This window comes from Ruminococcus sp. RTP21484sp1_RTP21277st1_D2_RTP21277_210401, assembly GCF_040924225.1.
Lineage (GTDB): Bacteria > Bacillota > Clostridia > Lachnospirales > Lachnospiraceae > Blautia_A > Blautia_A faecis.
Map to the genome: position 1 here is coordinate 46,551 of NZ_JBCOMJ010000008.1, position 22,033 is coordinate 68,583.

16 protein-coding genes, 2 tRNA genes and 1 other RNA gene are annotated in these 22,033 nt (G+C 45.3%); 14 read left to right on the forward strand and 5 right to left on the reverse strand.

Annotation, left to right across the window (positions count from 1 at the left end):
* The first annotated feature begins 11 nt into the window (after positions 1–11).
* From rpoD to rnpB, 6 genes are all read left to right on the forward strand, one after another.
* Positions 12–1,139: an RNA polymerase sigma factor RpoD gene (rpoD, locus tag AB5706_RS07495; protein WP_118578714.1), complete on the forward strand. Its 1,128-nt coding sequence runs from the start codon at positions 12–14 to the stop codon at positions 1,137–1,139.
* Between the two features lie 10 nt (positions 1,140–1,149).
* Positions 1,150–1,959 carry a tRNA (adenine(22)-N(1))-methyltransferase gene (locus tag AB5706_RS07500; protein WP_148462388.1) on the forward strand — a complete coding sequence of 270 codons (810 nt, stop codon included), beginning with the start codon at positions 1,150–1,152 and terminating at the stop codon, positions 1,957–1,959.
* Positions 1,949–2,731, forward strand: coding sequence for a Nif3-like dinuclear metal center hexameric protein (locus tag AB5706_RS07505; RefSeq protein WP_368365969.1), 783 nt, complete (start codon positions 1,949–1,951; stop codon positions 2,729–2,731). Before AB5706_RS07500 ends, AB5706_RS07505 begins: the two co-directional genes overlap by 11 nt.
* A 137-nt stretch (positions 2,732–2,868) precedes the next feature.
* On the forward strand, positions 2,869–4,533 hold the full coding sequence (locus tag AB5706_RS07510) for a nucleoside kinase (RefSeq protein ID WP_148462385.1): 1,665 nt from the start codon (positions 2,869–2,871) through the stop codon (positions 4,531–4,533).
* Positions 4,534–4,571: 38 nt separating this feature from the next.
* Positions 4,572–5,477 (forward strand): type IV pilin protein, encoded by a 906-nt coding sequence (locus AB5706_RS07515; protein ID WP_148462383.1) that lies wholly within the window; start codon positions 4,572–4,574, stop codon positions 5,475–5,477.
* A gap of 117 nt (positions 5,478–5,594) precedes the next feature.
* Positions 5,595–5,946, forward strand: an RNA gene (gene rnpB, locus AB5706_RS07520) — RNase P RNA component class A.
* Between the two features lie 260 nt (positions 5,947–6,206).
* Here rnpB and AB5706_RS07525 read toward each other — a convergent pair.
* The 3 genes from AB5706_RS07525 to AB5706_RS07535 all read right to left on the reverse strand — a co-directional run bounded on the left by AB5706_RS07525 (position 6,207) and on the right by AB5706_RS07535 (position 8,084).
* Positions 6,207–6,644, reverse strand: a complete 438-nt coding sequence (locus AB5706_RS07525; RefSeq protein ID WP_118578704.1) for an aspartate carbamoyltransferase regulatory subunit — start codon at positions 6,642–6,644, stop codon at positions 6,207–6,209.
* Complete coding sequence (gene pyrB, locus AB5706_RS07530) at positions 6,638–7,561, reverse strand: aspartate carbamoyltransferase (RefSeq protein WP_148462381.1); 924 nt, start codon at positions 7,559–7,561, stop codon at positions 6,638–6,640. Before pyrB ends, AB5706_RS07525 begins: the two co-directional genes overlap by 7 nt.
* Before the next feature lie 133 nt (positions 7,562–7,694).
* Positions 7,695–8,084 (reverse strand): putative ABC transporter permease, encoded by a 390-nt coding sequence (locus AB5706_RS07535; protein ID WP_148462379.1) that lies wholly within the window; start codon positions 8,082–8,084, stop codon positions 7,695–7,697.
* A gap of 114 nt (positions 8,085–8,198) precedes the next feature.
* Here AB5706_RS07535 and AB5706_RS07540 point away from each other — a divergent pair, with 114 nt between their 5' ends.
* The 5 genes from AB5706_RS07540 (at position 8,199) to AB5706_RS07560 (ending at position 16,060) form a co-directional block, all read left to right on the forward strand.
* On the forward strand, positions 8,199–9,491 hold the full coding sequence (locus AB5706_RS07540; RefSeq protein WP_148462378.1) for a bifunctional folylpolyglutamate synthase/dihydrofolate synthase: 1,293 nt from the start codon (positions 8,199–8,201) through the stop codon (positions 9,489–9,491).
* Between the two features lie 129 nt (positions 9,492–9,620).
* Positions 9,621–10,751, forward strand: a complete 1,131-nt coding sequence (gene pheA / locus AB5706_RS07545) for a prephenate dehydratase (RefSeq protein ID WP_148462375.1) — start codon at positions 9,621–9,623, stop codon at positions 10,749–10,751.
* A 223-nt stretch (positions 10,752–10,974) separates the two neighbouring features.
* Complete coding sequence (locus AB5706_RS07550; protein WP_173718763.1) at positions 10,975–12,285, forward strand: ATP-binding protein; 1,311 nt, start codon at positions 10,975–10,977, stop codon at positions 12,283–12,285.
* 68 nt (positions 12,286–12,353) lie between these two features.
* Complete coding sequence (locus tag AB5706_RS07555; protein ID WP_270414097.1) at positions 12,354–13,889, forward strand: Ppx/GppA phosphatase family protein; 1,536 nt, start codon at positions 12,354–12,356, stop codon at positions 13,887–13,889.
* 11 nt (positions 13,890–13,900) lie between these two features.
* Complete coding sequence (locus AB5706_RS07560; protein WP_368365970.1) at positions 13,901–16,060, forward strand: RNA degradosome polyphosphate kinase; 2,160 nt, start codon at positions 13,901–13,903, stop codon at positions 16,058–16,060.
* A gap of 278 nt (positions 16,061–16,338) precedes the next feature.
* On the opposite strand, the gene AB5706_RS07565 is transcribed toward AB5706_RS07560, so the two are convergent.
* Positions 16,339–16,410 (reverse strand) — tRNA-Glu (locus tag AB5706_RS07565).
* A 49-nt stretch (positions 16,411–16,459) separates the two neighbouring features.
* A tRNA-Glu gene (locus tag AB5706_RS07570) sits at positions 16,460–16,531 on the reverse strand.
* A 362-nt stretch (positions 16,532–16,893) separates the two neighbouring features.
* On the opposite strand from AB5706_RS07570, the gene AB5706_RS07575 reads away from it, so the two are divergent.
* From AB5706_RS07575 to AB5706_RS07585, 3 genes are all read left to right on the forward strand, one after another.
* Positions 16,894–18,819, forward strand: a complete 1,926-nt coding sequence (locus AB5706_RS07575) for a DNA gyrase/topoisomerase IV subunit B (RefSeq protein WP_187565630.1) — start codon at positions 16,894–16,896, stop codon at positions 18,817–18,819.
* A 135-nt stretch (positions 18,820–18,954) separates the two neighbouring features.
* The gene (locus AB5706_RS07580; protein WP_368365971.1) at positions 18,955–21,201 is read left to right on the forward strand and encodes a DNA topoisomerase (ATP-hydrolyzing) subunit A; all 2,247 of its coding nucleotides are present in this window, start codon (positions 18,955–18,957) and stop codon (positions 21,199–21,201) included.
* Positions 21,202–21,531: 330 nt separating this feature from the next.
* Positions 21,532–21,996 (forward strand): ribosome maturation factor RimP, encoded by a 465-nt coding sequence (locus AB5706_RS07585; protein WP_118578686.1) that lies wholly within the window; start codon positions 21,532–21,534, stop codon positions 21,994–21,996.
* The last annotated feature ends 37 nt before the right edge of the window (positions 21,997–22,033 follow it).

Below are 22,033 nucleotides of genomic sequence, written 5' to 3' on the forward strand. Positions count from 1 at the left end.
TTAGAGTACCTATGGAAATGAATATGGGCAAATTCAGTGAGAAACTGGTGGGACTTCTGGAGCTTGCAAAAAAGAAGAAAAACGTACTGGAATATCAGGAAATCAGTGATTATTTCAAAGACCAGCCACTGGATGCGGAACAGATGGACAAGATCTTCGATTTCCTTGAGGCAAGTGGGGTAGATGTGCTGCGTATCACAGAGAACAGTGCAGATGACCTTATGCTGGACGATGACATGGATATTGATGGTCTGGACGATGAGGAAGAAGTAGAGCTGGACAAGATTGATCTTTCTGTTCCGGAAGGTGTGAGCATTGAGGATCCGGTTCGTATGTATCTGAAAGAAATCGGTAAAGTTCCGCTTCTTTCAGCAGAAGAAGAAATCGAGCTTGCAAAGAAAATGGAACAGGGCGACGAAAATGCCAAGAAGCGTCTGGCAGAAGCCAACCTTCGTCTTGTTGTCAGCATTGCAAAGCGTTATGTAGGACGTGGAATGCTTTTTCTGGATCTGATTCAGGAAGGTAACCTTGGTCTTATCAAGGCTGTCGAAAAATTTGATTACCGAAAGGGTTACAAGTTCAGTACCTATGCTACCTGGTGGATCCGTCAGGCTATCACAAGAGCCATTGCAGACCAGGCGCGTACCATTCGTATTCCGGTTCATATGGTTGAGACGATCAACAAGCTGATCCGCGTTTCCAGACAGTTACTCCAGGAGCTTGGACGTGAACCTACTCCGGAGGAAATCGCGGAAGAGATGGACATGCCGGTTGACCGCGTGCGTGAGATCCTGAAGATTTCCCAGGAGCCGGTTTCTCTGGAGACCCCTATTGGTGAAGAGGAGGACAGCCATCTTGGAGATTTCATCCAGGATGACAATGTTCCGGTTCCGGCTGATGCTGCAGCATTTACTCTTTTGAAGGAACAGCTGGTAGAAGTTCTTGGCACTCTTACTGAGAGAGAACAGAAGGTTCTTCGCCTTCGTTTCGGGCTTGATGATGGACGTGCAAGAACACTTGAGGAAGTTGGCAAGGAGTTTAATGTTACCAGAGAGCGTATCCGTCAGATTGAGGCAAAGGCTCTTCGTAAGCTCCGTCACCCAAGCCGCAGCCGCAAGCTGAAGGATTATCTGGATTAAGGAGAGGACTATGCAGTTATCCTTACGACTGTCTGCAATCGCAGACCTGGTGACAGAAGGAAACCGGCTGGTAGATGTGGGATGCGATCATGGATATCTGCCGGTATACCTGATACAGCAGAAAAAAATTCCATCCGCCATTGCAATGGATGTGCGAAAAGGGCCACTTTCCAGGGCACAGGAACATATCCGGCAGTATGGACTGGAGGAATACATACAGACCCGGCTCTCAGACGGACTTGAAGGCTTGAAAGCCGGAGAGGGTGACACCCTTGTGATCGCAGGTATGGGCGGTCCCCTTATGGAAAGGATTCTCACAGATGGCAGGTCTGTGAGAAATTCTTTCTCTGAGCTGATTTTACAGCCACAGTCCGACATTCCCCATTTTCGCAGATTTATCCAGTCCGAAGGCTGGGAGATCACAGAAGAGAAAATGGTGGAAGAGGATGGAAAATTTTATCCCATGATGCGGGTGGTGCCTGGGGAAAATGTTCACAGCAGTTTGAAACTTAACGTGGATTCTTTCACAAAAAATACGTCTGTGAAAGCCGCTTTTTCTGAGAACCTGCATGCTGATGAAGGGGCAGAAATGCCGGAAAATCCAGCTGCTTACACCTTGGAGGAAGCCTTTGGCAAATATCTTCTTCAGGAAAAGAACCAGGTGCTTTACCGTTATCTTCAGCGGGAATCCCGGATCCGCTCCCAGATTCTGGAACAATTGGAAGCGGCACCGAAGGCAGAGGCAGTTACTGCCCGCATTTTGGAAGTAAAGGAGGAGGCGCAGCTGATCGCTGCTGCGCTGGAAGAATATGAAGGTTAAAGAACTGACAGACTGGCTGGGAGGAAAATTTCCTGCAGCAGTTGCAGAAGACTGGGATAATGTGGGACTTCTTACAGGAGATGACGAGAGTGAGGTAAAACATGTCTTTCTTGCCCTTGATCTTACCGAAACAGTGTTAGACGAGGCTATCCGGGCTGGCGCTGACATGATCGTTACCCATCATCCTATGATCTTTTCCGGTATTAAGAAGATCAATAATTACAGCTTTACAGGACGGAAGATTATCAGTCTGGTGCGCCATGGAATATCTTATTATGCAATGCACACCAACTATGATATTCTGGGAATGGCAGATTTAAGTGCCGGATATCTGGAACTGTCAGATACGAAGGTACTTTGTGCCACCGGGGAAAAAGACGGAGAGCCCATTGGCTTTGGACGCGTGGGAAATCTGCCTTGTGAGATGACTTTAAAGGAGTACGCCCTTCTTGTGAAAAAGAACCTGAAGCTTTCAGATGTGAAAGTGTACGGAAATCTGGAACAGACTGTGAAAACGGCTGCCGTATGTACCGGCTCTGGTAAAAGCATGATCCAGGATGTGCTTGCAGCCGGGGCGGATGTATATGTGACAGGTGATATTGACCACCATACCGGAATTGACACCGTAGCCCAGGGGCTTGCAATCATTGACGCAGGTCATTACGGTACGGAATATATTTTTATGGAAGATATGAAGGAAAGACTGGCAAAAGCGTTTCCGGAGCTTACAGTCAGCTGCGCAAAGGTGAGAAGCCCGTATACTATATTATAAAGGGGAGACTTGTTGTGGATGGGCGAGATGATGTCCGCCCGGAGATAAAATGAGTTGTCAGAATAATGTTGTTTGGTTTTGGTAAATGTGATTTATGTTTAGCCTAATTGGTCTTTCGGATCAGAAAAGGAGATTTTATGGATCATGCAGTGAAACTTACAATCAATGGGGAAACCAGAGAGTTTCCCATGGGAATTACCTATAAAGAAGTTGTAAAAGCGTACGAAAAGACCAGCCCGGCCCCTGTTATTCTTGTAATTGCAGGAGGCAAGATCTGTGAGCTTCATAAAAAAGCAGAACGGGACGGTGAAGTCCGGCTGGTCACCACAAAAGACAGCATTGGAAATAAAACCTATAAGCGAACTGCATGTCTGGTGCTTTTAAAGGCAATTTACGATCTTGCAGGCAAAGAAAAAGTAGATAAAGTGGTGCTTCATTATTCTGTAGGAAGCGGTTTTTACTTTACCATGGAAGGAGAACAGAAGCTGGATCAGGCATTTCTTGACCAGGTAAAGAAGCGGATGACAGAGCTGGTGGAGCAGAAAATCCCGGTGAAGAAACGAAGTGTAGGAACGGATGAAGCGATTGCACTTTTTCATCATCACAGAATGTATGATAAAGAGAAGCTGTTCCGCTATCGCAGGGTTTCCAGGGTGAATATTTACAGCATAGAGAATTTTGAGGACTATTATTATGGGGCAATGGCTTACGATACCGGCTATGTGCCATATTTTGACCTGAAGCTGTATGATGAAGGCTTTGTGCTGATTCTGCCGGAGGCTAAGACTCCGGATGTGCTTCCGGAATTCCAGCCCCAGGAGAAAATCTTCCAGGTGCAGAAGGATTCTGAAGAGTGGGGCAGAAAGCTGGAAATCTCCACAGTAGGTGAGCTGAATGACCAGATCGTTTCCCAGGGGATACAGAAGATCCTTCTTATGCAGGAGGCCATCCAGGAGTCTGGAATTGCCAGAATTGCAGAGCAGATCGTGGAGGCTGGAAACAAGAAGTTCGTCATGATCGCTGGTCCGTCCTCCTCCGGCAAGACTACCTTTTCCCACAGGCTGTCTATTCAGCTGGCGGCACATGGAATGAAGCCACATCCCATTGCTGTTGACAATTATTTTGTAAACAGAGAGCATACCCCGCTGGATGAATTCGGGGAAAAGGATTATGAGTGTCTGGAAGCCATTGATGTGGAGCAGTTCAACAAAGATATGCTGGCACTTCTTAATGGAGAGAGAGTAGAACTTCCGGTGTTTAACTTCAAGACCGGGCAGAGAGAATATAAAGGCGATTTTCTCCAGCTGGGGAAGGAAGACATCCTTGTTATTGAGGGAATTCATGGTCTGAACGACAAATTAAGCTATGCGCTTCCGAAGGAGAGCAAGTTCAAAATCTATATCAGTGCCCTCACCCAGCTGAACATTGATGAACACAACCGGATTCCTACCACAGACGGAAGGCTGATCCGCAGAATCGTCCGGGATGCAAGAACCAGAGGAACCTCTGCCAAGGATACCATTGCAAGGTGGCCATCTGTAAGAAGAGGGGAAGAGAAGAATATTTTTCCATACCAGGAAGAAGCGGATGTTATGTTTAACTCGGCACTGATCTATGAACTGGCATGTCTGAAGGTATACGCAGAGCCTCTTCTCTTCGGAATTTCCAAAGAGGAGCCGGAATATCTGGAGGCAAACAGGCTGCTGAAATTTTTTGATTATTTTGTAGCTGTGCCAAGCGAGGAAGTGCCTAATAATTCCCTGTTAAGAGAATTTATAGGGGGAAGCTGTTTTAACACCTGATGAAGCAGATGTGCTTGTAAGAAGTTGAGGAGTATTTTATGAAAATAAATCGCAAAGGCTTTACATTGGCAGAGCTTTTGATCGTGGTTGCAATTATTGCGGTACTGGTGGCTGTTGCAATACCTATTTTCGGAAGTCAGTTGGAAAAAAGCAGGGAAGCAGCAGACCTTGCAAATGTACGCGCTGCTTATGCAGAAGTGCTGACTGAGGCAAACATGGGAATCTATAATAAAGAGGTTATTGTCAATCTGAAACAGAAACAGTATGACTGGCAGTCAGCGGATGTAATTACAATTGGGGGGATCAGCCATTCGGTAAAAGAAGGCGATACGGATAACTGGATTGGAAAACCAGGAGCAGGTGGAACCTGTAAGGTTTCGTTTGACCAGAAAACGGGAACCAAATTTGTGTGGAGCGGGGATGGGACTTCTGCGTCAAATAGCTATGACATGAGTGAGGATTTCTTTGATGTATTAGAGAAGAGTGGCTGTCTGAAGGATGAGAAAATAAGCTCAAACAATGATTTTGAAATTGATTCGAAAGCAGCGGAGTTTTCAACTTTTGTCCCGAAAATTGAAAAAGTATTGGGCGAACAAAGCCTATTGAAGAATGGTACATGGGCGTTTCTGGGAAATGGAAATTCAGACAAAGCATCTGAAAGATATTTGTTCTGGACTTCATTTGATACCAATAAGGTGGGAGTTGGTAAGAAAATACCAATATTGATTCAAAGAGGAGATGGAAAATATTACGTCTCGAAATCTCTAACGGCAGAGAGAAAAAAAGGAAATGTAACATATGTGGCAATCTCCGATCACCTTTTTAATAAATGGGGGTATGAACGCGTTATTAAAGCAGGGGATGGTAAAGTGTATAACTCTCTGTCAGAAGCCTATGCTGCATATGAGAAGGTACTTGAAGGGTATAAAGACTTACCCCAGTAATTATTTACCGGGTTACTGCTTACTCCGTTTACCGTAATCTTAACAGGTTATACGACAGGGAGAAATGAGAAATAGTGCTTTACATCTTACCACAATAATGTTAAAATAGCACTTGCGCAAGCAGGCCAGGTGATCGCGGCTGGACAGACGAAAGGGTTCAGACGAGGAAAGTCCGGGCTTCACAGGGCAGGATGCCGGATAACGTCCGGTGGAGGCGACTCCCAGACCAGTGCAACAGAAATAAACCGCCATGGCTTGCCATGGTAAGGGTGGAAAGGCAGTGTAAGAGACTACCGCCGTCCTGGTAACAGGCCGGGCACATGTAAACTCCATTCGAAGCAAGACCGAGCAGAAAGCGATACGGCGGCCCGTCGTGCTTTCAGGTAGGTCGCTTGAGCCTTTCGGCAACGGAAGGCCTAGACAGATGATCACTCAACGACATAACCCGGCTTATCGGTCTGCTTGCGTATTTAAGAATCAAATTGTATGATACATATAATATGATATTTAACCTGAGAAGGTTCAGTTCTGCTGGATTTTCCCAGGTTTTTGCTTTATTGGAAATTACTCCGTAATGTTCCGATAAAGCAAAAAACGCTCCGCGAGGATGCGACCAGATGGACAGGAAATTTTACCGGAAATTTCTGTTACAAAAAAAGTGGAAGCTGTATTCAGCTTCCACAATAAAATATCAATATTGTTATAAAAACAATGATTTGCAGAGACGAATTATTTATTTCTGTGACCGGAGTATTTCTCCTCACAATATTTACATCTGTAAACCTCATTCTCCTCATCTGCCAGAACAAACACCTGATCCAGTCCCTGCTCGATGGAAGTGATACAGCGGGGATTCTTACATCTGATCACGTTTACAACCTGCTTCGGAAGACGAAGGTCTTTTTTCTCAACGATCTTCTCATCCTTAATAATATTTACGGTGATATTGTGATCAATGAAACCAAGGATATCCAGATCCAGATCTTCAATCGGGCACTCAACCTTGATGATGTCCTTTTTGCCCATCTTATTGCTCTTTGCGTTCTTGATGATCGCAACAGTACAGTCAAGCTTGTCAAGCTTCAGGTCATGATAAATAGTCATAGCCTTGCCGGCCTTGATATGGTCTAATACGAAACCTTCACGAAGTGCTCCAACATTTAACATGGCAGTTCCACCTCCAATAATGTAAGAATCAGGGCCATACGAACATATACACCGTACTGGGCCTGTTTAAAGTATGCAGCTCTCGGATCGCTGTCCACTTCAACAGAAATTTCGTTAACACGTGGAAGCGGATGAAGAATGTACATGTCATCCTTTGCAAGGGAAAGTTTCTGCTTGTCCAGTATGTAGAAATCTTTCATACGAACATAGTCTTCCTCGTTGAAGAAACGCTCCTTCTGAACACGTGTCATGTAAAGAATATCAAGCTCCGGAATAGCATCCTCCAGACGTTCTACTTCTAGGAACTCGATGTTGTTCTTTTTCAGTACGTCTTCACGGATATAGCTGGGAATACGAAGCTCTTCCGGAGAGATCAGTACAAATTTAACATTGTTGTAACGAACCAGCGCCTCGATCAGAGAGTGAACGGTACGTCCGAATTTCAGATCTCCGCACAGACCGATGGTAATGTTGTCAAGACGCCCCTTTAAGGAACGGATGGTAAGTAAGTCTGTAAGAGTCTGGGTTGGATGCTGATGACCACCGTCACCGGCATTGATAACAGGAATATTAGAAACCATAGAAGCTACCAGCGGAGCACCTTCTTTGGGATGACGCATAGCACAGATATCTGCATAGCAGGAAACAACACGAATGGTATCGGCAACAGTTTCCCCCTTCGCTGCGGAACTGGAATCTGCAGATGAGAAACCAAGAACCTTACCGCCAAGGTTCATCATAGCAGCTTCAAAACTGAGACGGGTGCGGGTACTTGGCTCATAGAAAAGTGTGGCAAGTCGTTTATCGTCACAGGTATGTGCGTATTTTTTGGGGTTTTTCTCAATATCGCTGGCAAGATCCAGAAGCTTCTCAAGCTCCGGAACACTAAGGTCCAGCGGACTCATTAAGTGTCTCATGATATACCTCCGTTATGAGTGTGTGGTTTTGGGGTAGAGTGTTACGGTTCACGAAAACTCTTTCAAAAAGGTTCTTCTGTGAGTGGTAACGCAAAATCTCTTCGACCTATCATATACTACTTGGAATGATTTTTCAAGAAGATTTTGTAAGTATTTTTTCGAAAAACAATCCAGTGAGAAACCAGACCGGGAGATAGTCCAGACGGATGACTCCTTTGTACTGATGGGGCACTCCGGAATAGTCCCAGGGGCACATGTGAAAAGCCTGCAGGATAGAACCGCTGGTAAATTCTGCCAGGTAAAATCCGGCAGTATAAAGGGAGCCTCGCAGAAGTGCCGGAAGGCTTTTCAGCTTTTTGTATACAGGCAGAATCAGGGATGCACAGCCATAAATGGGAAACATAAGAAGAGAGGTAGTCCCTTTCATGGACGCATCTCCCCGGAGCAGGGAATGGAGCCCGGTCCAGAGAATCTCCAGACACAAGCCGGTAAAACCACAGAAGAGAAAAGGGTATTTTTTCATATGCTTGGTCTCCTTGGGTAAAATGATAAAAATAACATTCCCATTCTTGCTAAATTTATGCTGCAAGGTTATAATGGAGAGAAAAAGATATTTGATAAACGAGGAGCTTTTATTATGAACTATCAGGAATGCCGTGCATATATCGATGATTCGGCGAAATACGGTTCCGTGCTGGGACTTGATAATATGCGTGAAATGCTGGACAGGCTTGGAAATCCTCAGGATGCAGTTCCTTATGTCCACGTAGCCGGAACCAATGGAAAGGGTTCCGTGATTGCTTATTTATACACCACCCTTACCCGGGTAGGCTATAAAGTGGGCAGATACATATCCCCAACTCTTTATTCTTACAGAGAACGTCTTGAGATTGCCGGCGAGAAGATCTCACAGGAAGATTTTGCAAAGTATGTGACAGAAATTTCCAGGTCAATTGACCAGATGACAGCGGTTGGCATGAATCATCCTACCCCTTTTGAGATTGAGACTGCAGCAGCGTTTTTGTATTTTAAGGAAGAAAATTGTGATCTGGTCCTTCTGGAGACCGGAATGGGCGGCAATCTGGATGCCACCAATATTGTGAAGAATACCAAACTGGCTGTGCTGGTTTCCATCAGCATGGATCATATGTCATTTCTTGGAAATACCCTTGGAGAAATCGCAGAGAAGAAGGCTGGAATTATCAAACCTGGCTGCCGGGTTGTGACCACAAAGCAGAAGCCGGAAGCGGCACAGGTGATTGCAGATACCTGCAACAAGCTTCATGTACCCTGTGTGGTATCTGACCCTGATGAGGCTGTTTTGGAAAAAGAGAGCGTATTCGGTCAGACCTTTTCTTATAAAGGAGAGGAATTTGCAATTTCCCTTGCCGGTGTTTACCAGAAAGAAAATGCAGTGCTGGCATTAAACGCCCTTGAAGAACTGGACAGACTTGGCTGGACTACTACCATGGAACAGCGGAAGGACGGTCTTCTCCACACAAGCTGGAAGGGAAGATTTACGGTTATCAATAAAAAGCCTCTTTTTATTGTAGACGGCGCCCACAATGCCGGAGCAGCCGACAAGATGGCAGAATCTATCCGACACTATTTTAATGGAAAAAAACTGATCTACATTATGGGTGTTTTTGCAGACAAGGAATATAAGATTGTCCTTGAAAAAACAGCTCATTTTGCGGAAAAAATCTATACCATAGAGACACCGGATAATCCCCGTGCACTGCCGGCAGAGGAACTGGCGAAGGCGGCAAGGGTATATAATTCCAGTGCCGAAAGTACAAAGAGCATAAAAGATGCTGTAGAAAAGGCGTTTTCCTGTGCAGGAGATGACGAGAACAGTGTGATTCTGGCATTTGGTTCACTTTCCTTTATTGGAGCGCTTACAGATGCGGTGGAAGAATATGTCGGATAAGTGTCAGGTACTGAAATGGCAGCGTGTTACTGGTCACGGAGTGAACAGTAATGGCAGTACATTGTGGAAATTGAAGTGTGCAGCAGCTGAATTTGCATGATTAAATACAAAAACTGGAGAGAAAACAATATGACAGATTTGCAGGAATGCAGACGAAAAATAGATGAAATTGACAATCAGATGGTGGAACTTTTTGAGAAGCGGATGAAGGTCTGCGAAGAGGTTGCAGAGTATAAGATCCATACCGGAAAGAAAGTGCTGGATCCGGAGAGAGAGCATGCCAAACTGGAAGAGATCAGGAAAAAAGCGCACGGTGAGTTCAACGAACTTGGAGCCCAGGAGCTTTTTCAGCAGATCATGGCCATCAGCAGAAAGCGTCAGTATCAGCTTCTCACCGAATATGGTCCGAAAGAAAAGGAAGACTTCCAAATGGTGGAGCAGCTTCCCAGAAATAATGTGACTGTTGTTTTCCAGGGGGTAGAGGGCGCCTACAGCTATGGAGCCATGCGCGCCTACTTTCAGGAAGACATTAAGAGCTATCATGTGAAGCTGTTCCGGGATGCCATGGAAGAAGTTGCAGCAGGAAGAGCAGATTACGCAGTCCTTCCTATTGAAAATTCCACAGCTGGGATTGTGACAGATATTTATGACCTTTTGACAGAATATAATCTGTTTATCGTGGGAGAGCAGATCCTGAAGGTTGAGCATGTGCTGCTTGGCCTGCAGGAGGCTGAGCTTTCCGATATTGCCGGGGTATATTCCCATCCTCAGGGGCTCGCCCAGTGTAAGGAATATCTGGAAGAGCATAGAGATTGGAAAACCACAGCAGTAACCAACACCGCCGCAGCGGCCAAAAAGGTCAGCGCAGATCAGGATAAGACTCACGCAGCGATTGCCAGCAGGGCTGCCGGAGAGATTTACAATCTGAAGGTTCTGGCAGAGAATATCTGCAAAAATGACAGCAATGTGACCAGATTTATTATTCTGGCAAAGAAACCGGTTTATGAGAATAACAGCTCCAGGATCAGTGTATGCTTCGAGGCACGTCATGCAAGCGGAACTCTTTACAATGTACTTTCCCATATGATCTATAATGGTCTGAATATGACCAAGATCGAGTCCCGGCCTATTCCGGGAAAAACCTGGGAATACCGTTTCTTCGTGGACTTCGAGGGAAATCTGCGGGACAGCGCGGTAAAGAATGCATTGCGGGGCATGGAAGCAGAGACTAGCTATTTGAAAATTCTGGGCAATTATTAAGATTATAGCTGCGAAGGCAGAGAGTGGCGGCAATTTCATTTATTGTTAAAATTAACCAAAGAATTTAAGAAGATTTTATCTGTTTTTAATATAAGAAAAGTAGAATGAAAAACGGTGCGAGTGCGTGAGCTTGTATATCCGAAAGTGTGCTGTTATGAATTGTGCGGACGGCAAAAAGGAGAAGAGACACGTAAATGCGTCATGGAATTGAGAGGAAACAAAAATGGCAAGAACAGAAGAATGTATCCTTTACCGCAATTTCGACAACGGTGAGGTACTGGACATAATGACATCACTGATGAACAACTATGAGGCTGGTGAAGAAGGCTTTGAGAATCGTAAAGAGGAATTTTTCCATATGGCAGGAAGCCTGGTGGAAATGGCAGGAATGTATGGGTTTTCCGGGAATCTGTGGCACACTTATCTGACGCAGCTTCTGGTCAATCACGAGAATGCATTCAGTACCGCTTCCGAGATCAGAGGGGCAGTGGAGGGAAGCATTAACCATCTGGCTCTTCATGATTTTGGAATTTTCAAAGAACTTTATGACTTTGATCTTGCTGTTTTTGACAGTGCGTTTGGAACAGACTGTGCTGATTTTCTCTGTAATTATGTGAATACAGGATGCAACAGCAAGGTATACAACCAGCGTATCTGCGACAGAATCTGTGATATGAGCAAAACACTGGCAGAGGCTTCTACAGTGGAAGAGTTTATGGCAGATATGGTGCAGTTCTACAAAGATTTCGGCGTAGGTAAGCTGGGATTGAACAAGGCATTTCGTATTGAGCATGGCAAGGATGGCAAGCCGGTGATCGCACCGATTACCAGAATCGCCCATGTGAATCTGGATGATCTGGTTGGATATGAAATCCCCAAGCAGAAGCTGATCGAGAACACGGAGGCTTTTGTAAGAGGAAGAAAGGCCAATAACTGCCTGCTTTTTGGTGATGCAGGAACTGGCAAATCTTCCAGCATCAAAGGTATCCTGAACCGTTATTATGACGAAGGACTTCGCATTATCGAGGTGTACAAGCACCAGTTTCAGGATCTGAATGATGTGATCGCACAGATCAAAAACCGTAATTACAAATTTATTCTTTATATGGATGATCTTTCCTTTGAGGAATTTGAAATCGAATATAAATATCTGAAAGCAGTGATCGAGGGCGGTCTTGAGAAAAAGCCGGACAACATCCTGATCTATGCAACCAGCAACAGACGTCATCTTGTTCGGGAGAAATCCGGGGATAAGCTGGAGGTGGCAGACGATGAAGATCTGCATTCCTCCGATACTGTGCAGGAGAAGCTTTCTCTGGTTTACCGTTTTGGCGTGCGGATTTATTTCGGTGCACCCAACAAGAAGGAATTCCAGAATATTGTTACTACACTTGCAGAGCGCTATGGTGTTACAATGCCTGCAGAGGAGCTTCTGACGAAGGCAAACGCCTGGGAGCTTTCTCACGGCGGTCTCACTGGAAGAACGGCGCAGCAGTTTATTGATCATGTTCTGGGAACAAGTGAGGAACAGTAAAAGATTACCAGAGATTATCTGAAATTTATGTCTGGAATGAAATAATCCTTGGCAGGAGGGAAAAACGTATGGCAGTGACCACATTTGCGGCAATTGATATCAGTTCCTATGAGATCACCATGAAAATTTTTGAATTTTCCAAAAAGGGTGGTTTCCGGACTGTGGACGATATCCGGTATCGTCTGAATCTTGGAGTAGGGGTATATTCCGGCGGAACCATGGAAGTGGATAAGGTAGATACTATTTGTGAAGTACTTAACGACTTTAAGAGAATCATGGCAGAGTACGGTGTGAAAGAATACCGCGTCTGTACCACAAGTGTTTTCCGTGAGATGAAGAATCCGCTGATTATCATTGAACAGATTTTCAGAAGAACCGGAATTCATGTGGAGGTTTTAAGCAATGCCGAGCAGCATTTTCTGGGCTATAAATCTATTGCGGCCATTGAGAATGGCTTTAAGAAAATGATCCAGAAAGGAACCGCTATTCTGGATGTGGGCGGTGGAAACCTGCAGATTTCCCTGTTTGACAAAGATGCGCTTGTAACCACCCAGAGCCTGAAAATGGGAAGCGTGCGTATCCGCCAGCGTCTGAAAGAGCTGGAGAAAACCAATACGAATTATGCACAGCTGGTGGAGGAGTTTATCCGTAATGACCTGACCGGGTTTAAGCGTCTTTATCTGAAAGACCGCGAGATAAAGAATTTGATCCTTATGGGGGATTTTCTTACTGAGACTATTTTCCGTGAGGAGAGACAGGATAACATTATTACACGGGCTGAATTTGAGAAGCGGTATGAGAATACGGTTTATAAGACCGAGACTTCACTGTCAGAGGAAATGGATATTGATCCGGAGTATGCCGCTTTGATCGTGCCAACTATGGTTATCTGTAAAGATTTTATGGATCTTTTCAATGCAGAAGCGCTTTGGATGCCAGGTGTATCTCTTCTTGATGGTATTGCCTATGATTTCGGGGAAAAGAAGAATTTTATTAAGAGTGCGCACAATTTTGAAAATGATATTCTGGTGGCAGCCAGAAACATTGCCAAACGTTATTCTACTGGAAAGGATCATATTAAGGGTACTACCGACCTTGCCCTGGCGATTTTTGACAGCATGAAGAAAGTGCACGGAATGGGAGACAGAGAGCGTCTGCTTCTTCAGATCGCAGTGCAGCTTCATGACTGTGGCAAATATATCAGTATGGGAGATGTGGCAGAGTGCTCCTATCAGATCATTATGGCTACGGAGATCATCGGACTTTCCACAGAAGAACGTCAGATCATTGCAAATGCGGTGCGCTACAATACCACAGAATTTGTTTATTACAGCGAGATCGCAGGAGAAGTCGGAATGGATCGTTCCGTATATCTTTTGATCGCCAAGCTGACTGCAATCCTTCGTATTGCAAATGCCATGGATCGCAGCCATTATCAGAAGGTAAAGAATATGAAGGCTATGCTGAAGGACAGAACCCTGCTTCTTACAGTTGATTCTGAGCAGGATATCTCCCTGGAGCTTGGACTTCTTATGGATAAAGTCGAATTTTTTGAAGAGGTATTTGGTATCCGTCTGGTATTCAGGCGTAAGAGAAAAGTGTGAGGAGGGGCACAATGGATCTGAAAAATTTTGAAAAAGCGGAGTATTTTGTGAACAGGGAGTTGAGCTGGCTGAAGTTTGACGACCGTGTTCTCTCAGAAGCAAGAGATAAAAGTCTGCCATTGTTTGAAAGACTGAAATTTACCAGCATTGTATCGTCCAATCTGGATGAGTTTTATATGGTTCGTGTGGCTTCCCTGAAGGATCAGGTTCATGCCGGCTATGAGAAAACAGATATTGCAGGAATGGGGCCAAAAGAGCAGTTGAAGGAGATTAGTGTTCAGACACATGAGCTCGTCCGTTCCCAGTACAGCACTCTGAACCGTTCCCTTCTTCCGGCGCTTGAGAAGGTGGGACTTCATCTGGTGATGGAGCACGAGAAATTAAACGAAGAACAGCAGGAGTATGTGGACCGTTATTTCGAGGATAATGTTTATCCGGTTCTTACTCCTATGGCAATGGATTCTTCCAGACCTTTCCCGTTGATTCGAAATAAGACATTGAATATTGGCGCCTTGATTTCCAAGAAGGATAAGAAAAAGGGCAAGGATGTACTGGTATTTGCCACTGTCCAGGTGCCGTCTGTACTGCCGCGTGTGGTTGTCATTCCATCCGGGAATAAAGAGGACACTACTGTGATCCTTCTGGAGGAGATTATCGAGCGCAATATTGACAAGCTTTTCCTTGGATATGATGTGGTTTGTGCACATCCTTACCGTATTATGAGAAATGCGGATCTTTCCATAGATGAGGATGGGGCGGAGGATCTTCTGGTGGAAATCCAGAAGCAGCTGAAGAAGCGCCAGTGGGGTGAGGTGATCCGCCTGGAAGTGGAGGATAAAACGGACTCCAGACTTCTTGGCATTCTGAAAAAGGAATTTGACATTAAAGAAGAGGATATTTTCTATATTAACGGACCACTGGATCTTACCATGCTGATGAAGGTTTATGGACAGGATGGCTTTGAGCAGTACAAAGAGCCGAAATATACCCCTGCTGTGGTGCCTGCATTTGCAGATACCAGCAAGGATATTTTTCAGGTGATCCGTGAGGGCGATGTATTCTTACACCACCCATATATGAGCTTTGACCCGGTTGTAAATTTTGTACGCCAGGCGGCAAAGGATCCGGATGTGCTGGCGATTAAGCAGACGTTGTACCGTGTCAGCGGAAATTCCCCGATCATTGCAGCACTTGCCCAGGCAGCGGAGAATGGCAAACAGGTTTCGGTTCTGGTAGAGCTGAAGGCACGTTTTGATGAGGAACACAATATTGTGTGGGCGAAAATGCTGGAAAAAGCAGGCTGCCATGTTATTTATGGTCTGGTTGGTCTGAAAACACACAGTAAGATTACTTTGGTGGTTCGCCGTGAGGACACCGGAATCCGCCGTTATGTCCATCTGGCAACTGGTAACTATAACGACTCCACTGCAAAGCTTTATACAGACTGTGGTATTTTTACCTGTGACGAGCGCTTCGGCGAGGATGCAACTGCAGTGTTTAACATGCTTTCCGGATATTCTGAGCCGAAGAACTGGAATCGTCTAATCGTGGCACCAATCTGGATGAAGGATCGTTTCCTGAAGCTGATCGAGAGAGAGGCAGAGCACGCGAAGAAAGGAATGCCGGCTATGATTGTAGCGAAGATGAACTCTCTTTGTGATCCGAAGATCATTGCAGCTCTTTATCATGCATCTTCCTGTGGCGTGCAGATTTACCTGCTGATCCGAGGCATCTGCTGTCTGAAAGTGGGAATCCCGGGTGTGAGCGAGAATATCCATGTACGTTCCATTGTAGGAAACTTCCTGGAGCACAGCCGTATCTTCTATTTCCACAATAATGGCAGCGACGAGATTTATATGGGAAGCGCGGACTGGATGCCTCGTAACCTAGACCGCCGTGTGGAGATTGTTTTCCCGGTTGAGGACGATCAGATCAAGAATGAGATCAAGCATGTTCTGGATCTGGAGTTCCGTGATAATGTAAAAGCCCATATTCTTCAGCCTGATGGAACTTACGAGAAGCAGGACAAGAGAGGCAAGCTTCTGATCAATTCCCAGATGGAATTCTGCAGGGAAGCCACTGAGAAAGCAGAAGCGTTAAAGAAAAAAGAGAAACATGAAAATTCCAGAGTCTTCATCCCGGCAGAACCGGCTGAGGATGTGGAAGAGTAAGAATTTAAAGTGAATTAGGAAAAATAAGGAAAGCCGCTGTATTGTGATGTGAGATTGCAATATGGAAAAATGCAGAAGCTGACGCCGATACACTTGCGTTCGAGGATTTTCAGTAAAAAATTAAGATTCTGACTGCCTAAGGTCTGAATCCAGACGCCGCAAGGTTGACGAAAAAAGTCGCTTTGCGGCGTCTTTTTGCACAAAAAGAGAAGGCATAACCCAGGCAGGAATATATTCAAACAACAAAAAAACTTCCGAATCACTTCGGAAGTTTCTAGCAGCCAGTACGAGAATCGAACTCGTGTTTTCGCCGTGAGAGGGCGACGTCTTAACCCCTTGACCAACTGGCCATGTAAGCGGTTCGCTTAACATATGTATTCAATTTGTCGGAAAATAAAGCAGCCAGTACGAGAATCGAACTCGTGTTTTCGCCGTGAGAGGGCGACGTCTTAACCCCTTGACCAACTGGCCTTGTCAACCGACTCGCTTAGTATATCTTACTTTGCAGGAGAATGCAAGCACTTTTTTTATTTTTTTTGCGAAAAATTGAAAAACTCCGAAAAAAGCCAGGAAATAAGCGGGTTTGCGGTGTCAAAAAAATTTTGAACAAAATAGAAAAACCAAATTTTACTTGCAAAAATACCATAAACTGGGGTATGATATAGAACGAATGTTTGAACAGAAGATAAGAATGGAAAGAAAGCGGACATACTGTCCGCTTTTCACAACCATTGGAATAAATGCTGAAGCCCAGACAGTGCATCATGAAGCGCGTTACTGTGAACGGAGTGAACAGTAACAGTCTGAATAATAGTAAGAAAGGAATTAACACCATGGCAAAGAAAGACACTTACGACGCGGGTAGTATTTCTGTCCTGGAAGGATTGGAAGCTGTCCGGAAACGTCCGGGAATGTACATCGGAAGCGTATCCAGGAAAGGCCTGAACCACCTGATCTATGAGATCGTGGACAATGCGGTAGATGAGCATCTGGCTGGTTACTGCTCTAATATCGAGGTGACCCTGGAGAAAGACGGTTCCTGTACGGTCACCGATAATGGACGAGGAATACCGGTGGATATGCATGCGAAAGGGGTATCTGCAGAGCGTCTTGTATTTACCACCCTCCATGCAGGCGGTAAATTTGACAACTCTGCTTATAAGACAAGCGGTGGACTTCATGGCGTTGGTTCTTCCGTTGTAAATGCCCTGTCCACATATCTGGATATTAAGATCAGCCGTGACGGATTTGTACATCACGATCATTATGAGAGAGGTATTCCCACGATTGAACTGGAAGAGGGACTTCTCCCCAGACTTGGCAAGACCAGACAGACCGGAACCTGCGTAAATTTTCTTCCAGACCCGGAGATTTTTGAGAAAACAAGATTTTCATCCACAGAAGTAAAGAGCCGTCTCCATGAGACTGCATACCTGAATCCCAACCTTACCATTCATTTCATGGATCTTCGTGGTGATACGCCTGAAGATATCACTTATCATGAGCCAGATGGAATCGTGGGATATATCAAAGACCTGAATCACAATTCCGAAGCTCTCCACGAACCGATTTATCTGAAAGGAGAAGCCGACGGAATCCAGGTAGAAGCAGCATTTCAGTACACCAACGAATTCCGTGAGAACGTACTTGGCTTCTGCAATAATATTTACAATGCAGAAGGCGGCACTCATCTTACCGGATTTAAAACAACCTTTACAACGGTGATGAATACTTACGCCCGTGAGATCGGTATTCTGAAGGAAAAAGATGCTAATTTCACAGGAGCGGATATCCGTAATGGAATGACAGCGGTTGTTTCCATCAAGCACCCGGAGCCACGCTTTGAGGGGCAGACCAAGACCAAGCTGGACAATCAGGATGCAGCCCGTGCCACGGGAAAAGTAATGTCTGAGCAGCTGGTACTCTATTTTGACCGAAACCTGGAAACCTTGAAGACCATTTTGTCCTGTGCGGAAAAAGCTGCCAAGATTCGTAAGACAGAGGAGCGTGCCAAGACCAACCTTCTCACCAAGCAGAAATATTCCTTCGATTCCAATGGAAAGCTTGCCAACTGCGAGAAAAAAGATCCTTCACTTTGTGAAATCTTTATCGTAGAGGGAGATTCCGCTGGTGGCTCTGCAAAGACTGCCAGAGATCGTAATTATCAGGCAATCCTTCCGATCCGCGGTAAGATCCTGAATGTGGAGAAAGCCACCATTGACAAGGTGCTTGCAAACGCAGAAATCAAGACTATGATCAATGCATTTGGATGCGGATTTTCCGAAGGCTATGGAAATGACTTTGATATCACTAAACTTCGTTACGACAAGATTGTGATTATGGCCGATGCGGATGTGGATGGTGCTCATATTTCCACACTTTTACTTACTTTATTCTATCGTTTTATGCCAGAACTGATCTACGAGGGACATGTTTATATTGCCATGCCCCCTCTTTACAAAGTAATGCCGAAGAAAGGTGCCGAAGAGTACCTGTATGATGATAAGGCACTGGAGAAATACCGTCGCAGTCACAAGCCGGGAAGCTTTACCCTCCAGAGATACAAAGGTCTTGGAGAGATGGATGCCCAGCAGCTTTGGGAGACAACCTTAAATCCGGAAACCCGGAGAATGAAGCGGGTGGAAATCGAGGATGCCCGTATGGCTTCCAGCGTGACAGAGATCCTGATGGGAAGCGACGTGCCGCCAAGAAAGGCATTTATTTACGAGCATGCAACTGATGCAGAACTGGATATTTAAGAAGGCTGAAATCCGAAAGAGCAGGATTTTTCGGACGAAAAAGCAGAATATGGTCTGAACGTAATATAGCAGAGTATTTTGCAAGAGGAGAACCTCAGATTTTAGCTTAGAGCGTGTTTGAAAGGAAAACAGATTATGGAAACAAAGCAGGAGAATGTAATTGCCACGGACTATGCGGACGTGATGCAGAAATCCTATATAGATTATGCCATGAGCGTTATCATTTCCAGGGCACTTCCGGATGTCCGCGATGGCCTGAAGCCGGTACAGCGAAGAACCCTGTATGATATGTACGAGCTTGGGATCCGTTACGACCGTCCATATCGTAAGTGCGCCCGTATCGTTGGAGATACCATGGGTAAATACCACCCTCACGGGGACAGCTCTATTTATGAAGCACTGGTTGTAATGGCACAGGATTTCAAGAAGGGCAAAACCCTGGTAGACGGCCACGGAAACTTCGGCTCCATTGAGGGAGACGGCGCCGCTGCCATGCGATATACAGAGGCAAGACTGGAGAAACTGACCCAGGAGGTTTTTTTGGCAGATCTTGACAAAAATGTAGTAGACTTTATGCCAAACTTCGACGAGACAGAGAAGGAGCCTCAGGTGCTTCCGGTGAAGATTCCCAACCTTCTGGTAAACGGTGCAGATGGTATCGCCGTAGGTATGGCCACCAGCATTCCGCCTCATAACCTTGGGGAGGTTGTGGATGCGGTGAAAGCTTATATAAAGAACAACGACATCAGTGTGAAAGGCCTGATGCGTTATCTGAAAGGACCGGATTTTCCTACAGGCGGTCTGGTTGTAAATAAAGATGATCTTCTGAATATTTATGAGACCGGAAGCGGCAAGCTTCGTCTCCGCGGTAAAGTGGAAGTGGAAAAAGTAAAAGGCGGCCGCCAGCAGCTGGTGATCACCGAGATTCCGTACACCATGATCGGTGCCAATATTGGAAAATTCCTTAACGACGTAGCCTCCCTTGTAGAAACCAAGAAAACCACAGATATTGTGGATATTTCCAACCAGTCCTCCAAGGAAGGAATCCGTATTGTACTGGAACTGAAAAAGGATGCAGATGTAGAGAATCTCACCAACATGCTCTACAAGAAAACCAGACTGGAAGACACTTTCGGAGTCAATATGCTGGCTGTTGCAGACGGACGTCCGGAAACCTTAAGCCTGAAGCAGGTGATAGAGCACCATGTGGATTTTGTGTTCGAGGTGACTACCCGCAAGTACAAGACTCTTCTGGGAAAAGAGCTTGAGAAAAAGGAAATCCAGGAAGGCCTTATCAAAGCCTGTGATGTAATCGATCTGATCATTGAGATCCTTCGAGGCAGCAAGAGCCGTGACCAGGTTAAGAAGTGTCTGGTAGAGGGTATCACAGAGGGAATCAAATTCAAGTCAAAAGCCAGTGAGAAAGCTGCAAAGAATCTGAAATTTACGGAGAATCAGGCTACAGCCATTCTGGAAATGCGTCTGTACCGTCTGATCGGACTGGAAATTGAGGCTCTTCAGGCAGAGTATGACCAGACTATGAAAAATATTGCTTCTTATGAAGATATTCTGAACAACTATGATTCCATGTGTGAAGTGATTATTGAAGAACTTGATGGAATCAAAAAAGAATACAGCACCAAGAGAAGAACTGTGATCGAGAACGCAGAAGAGGCAGTTTACGAAGAAAAGAAGATGGAAGAGACAGAGGTCTGCTTCCTTATGGACCGCTTCGGCTATATGCGCCTTATTGATAAGAATGCTTATGAGAGAAACAAAGAGGCTGCCCATGCAGAGAATAAATTTATTTTTACCTGTATGAATACAGACAAGATCTGCATTTTCACAGATATGGGACGCATGCATTCCATCAAAGTGGCAGACATTCCGCTGGTGCGCTTCCGTGACAAGGGAACTCCGGCTGATAACCTGAGTAACTACGACAGCAGCCAAGAGCAGATCCTTTATGTGGCACCTGTAGGACAGGTGAAATTATCCACCCTGTTGTTCGTGACTAAGACCTCCATGTGCAAGCTTGTCGCAGGTGAGGAATTCGATGTGGCAAAGAGAACGATTGCATCTACCAAGCTGGGAGAAGAGGATCAGCTGATATTTGTAGGTCCTGCAGATGAAATGGAACAGGTGGTGTTCCAGAGTCAGAATGGCTATTTTCTCCGTATCCTGAAAACGGATGTTTCTACTATGAAGAAGACCTCTGTTGGTGTAAGAGGAATGAAGCTGGGGGACGGGGATGTTCTTGAGCATGCCTATCTGGTGGAACCGAGACAGGAGTACACCATTCAGTATCACGACAAGCCGTATGCATTGAACAAGGTAAAGCTGGCCAAACGTGATACCAAGGGTATGAAGCCCAGAATCTAAGCAGCAGATTATGAAGAAAAGGCTGTTATACAGGTTGTGTAGCGGAAGCTCAAAAGAGCTGAGAGTAAAAGCTGTTGCTGGTGAAACAAGCTTAACAATACTGTCAAAATGGGTTAAAACCTTGTAAAATGGGCATTTATAAGAAAAAGCCCTTGCAATTTGGATTTAAAGGTGTTAGAATAATACAAGAAATCAGAACTTGTTGACAAAGGAGTGGGCGTGAGCCCACTCTTTTTGATGATAAGGACCAGAGCGGCATTCGCAGGTGATAACCGCGAATACCGGATTAGAGCGTGTTTGAAAAAGGCTCTAGAGAGGCAGGTGGGAAAAATGAGCAGAAAAGAAGAGTATGAACAGAAAGCAGAAGCATTGTTATCTCCGATCGTAGAAAGCAATGGATTCGAACTGGTAGATGTGGAATATGTCAAGGAGGCAGGAAACTGGTATCTTCGCGGCTACATTGACAAACCAGGCGGAATCACAGTGAATGACTGCGAGACAGTAAGCAGGGCTTTCAGCGACAGGCTTGACGAAGATGATTTCATCGAGGACAGCTACATCATGGAGATCAGTTCTCCGGGACTTGACAGACCTCTGAAGAAAGAAAAAGATTTTGCCAGAAGCATTGGCAAACTGGTAGAAATCAGAACCTACCGGCCAATCGAGAAACAGAAAGAATTTTGTGGTGAACTGACAGCATATGATAATAACAGTGTGACCATTGATGAGGAGGGAACTCCTCGCACTTTCGATAAGAAAGACATTGCACTGGTGCGTCTGGCGATTGATTTTTGAGTTACCATGAAAGTCCGGACCGGCAGCTGTGGGAGTA

What these genes read in the sequence shown, in the direction of transcription:
- rpoD (WP_118578714.1), top strand. Translation starts at nt 12, where the DNA reads ATGGAAATGAATATGGGCAAATTCAGTGAGAAACTGGTGGGACTTCTG.
- AB5706_RS07500 (WP_148462388.1), top strand. Translation starts at nt 1,150, where the DNA reads ATGCAGTTATCCTTACGACTGTCTGCAATCGCAGACCTGGTGACAGAA.
- AB5706_RS07505 (WP_368365969.1), top strand. Translation starts at nt 1,949, where the DNA reads ATGAAGGTTAAAGAACTGACAGACTGGCTGGGAGGAAAATTTCCTGCA.
- AB5706_RS07510 (WP_148462385.1), top strand. Translation starts at nt 2,869, where the DNA reads ATGGATCATGCAGTGAAACTTACAATCAATGGGGAAACCAGAGAGTTT.
- AB5706_RS07515 (WP_148462383.1), top strand. Translation starts at nt 4,572, where the DNA reads ATGAAAATAAATCGCAAAGGCTTTACATTGGCAGAGCTTTTGATCGTG.
- AB5706_RS07525 (WP_118578704.1), bottom strand. Translation starts at nt 6,644, where the DNA reads ATGTTAAATGTTGGAGCACTTCGTGAAGGTTTCGTATTAGACCATATC.
- pyrB (WP_148462381.1), bottom strand. Translation starts at nt 7,561, where the DNA reads ATGAGACACTTAATGAGTCCGCTGGACCTTAGTGTTCCGGAGCTTGAG.
- AB5706_RS07535 (WP_148462379.1), bottom strand. Translation starts at nt 8,084, where the DNA reads ATGAAAAAATACCCTTTTCTCTTCTGTGGTTTTACCGGCTTGTGTCTG.
- AB5706_RS07540 (WP_148462378.1), top strand. Translation starts at nt 8,199, where the DNA reads ATGAACTATCAGGAATGCCGTGCATATATCGATGATTCGGCGAAATAC.
- pheA (WP_148462375.1), top strand. Translation starts at nt 9,621, where the DNA reads ATGACAGATTTGCAGGAATGCAGACGAAAAATAGATGAAATTGACAAT.
- AB5706_RS07550 (WP_173718763.1), top strand. Translation starts at nt 10,975, where the DNA reads ATGGCAAGAACAGAAGAATGTATCCTTTACCGCAATTTCGACAACGGT.
- AB5706_RS07555 (WP_270414097.1), top strand. Translation starts at nt 12,354, where the DNA reads ATGGCAGTGACCACATTTGCGGCAATTGATATCAGTTCCTATGAGATC.
- AB5706_RS07560 (WP_368365970.1), top strand. Translation starts at nt 13,901, where the DNA reads ATGGATCTGAAAAATTTTGAAAAAGCGGAGTATTTTGTGAACAGGGAG.
- AB5706_RS07575 (WP_187565630.1), top strand. Translation starts at nt 16,894, where the DNA reads ATGGCAAAGAAAGACACTTACGACGCGGGTAGTATTTCTGTCCTGGAA.
- AB5706_RS07580 (WP_368365971.1), top strand. Translation starts at nt 18,955, where the DNA reads ATGGAAACAAAGCAGGAGAATGTAATTGCCACGGACTATGCGGACGTG.
- AB5706_RS07585 (WP_118578686.1), top strand. Translation starts at nt 21,532, where the DNA reads ATGAGCAGAAAAGAAGAGTATGAACAGAAAGCAGAAGCATTGTTATCT.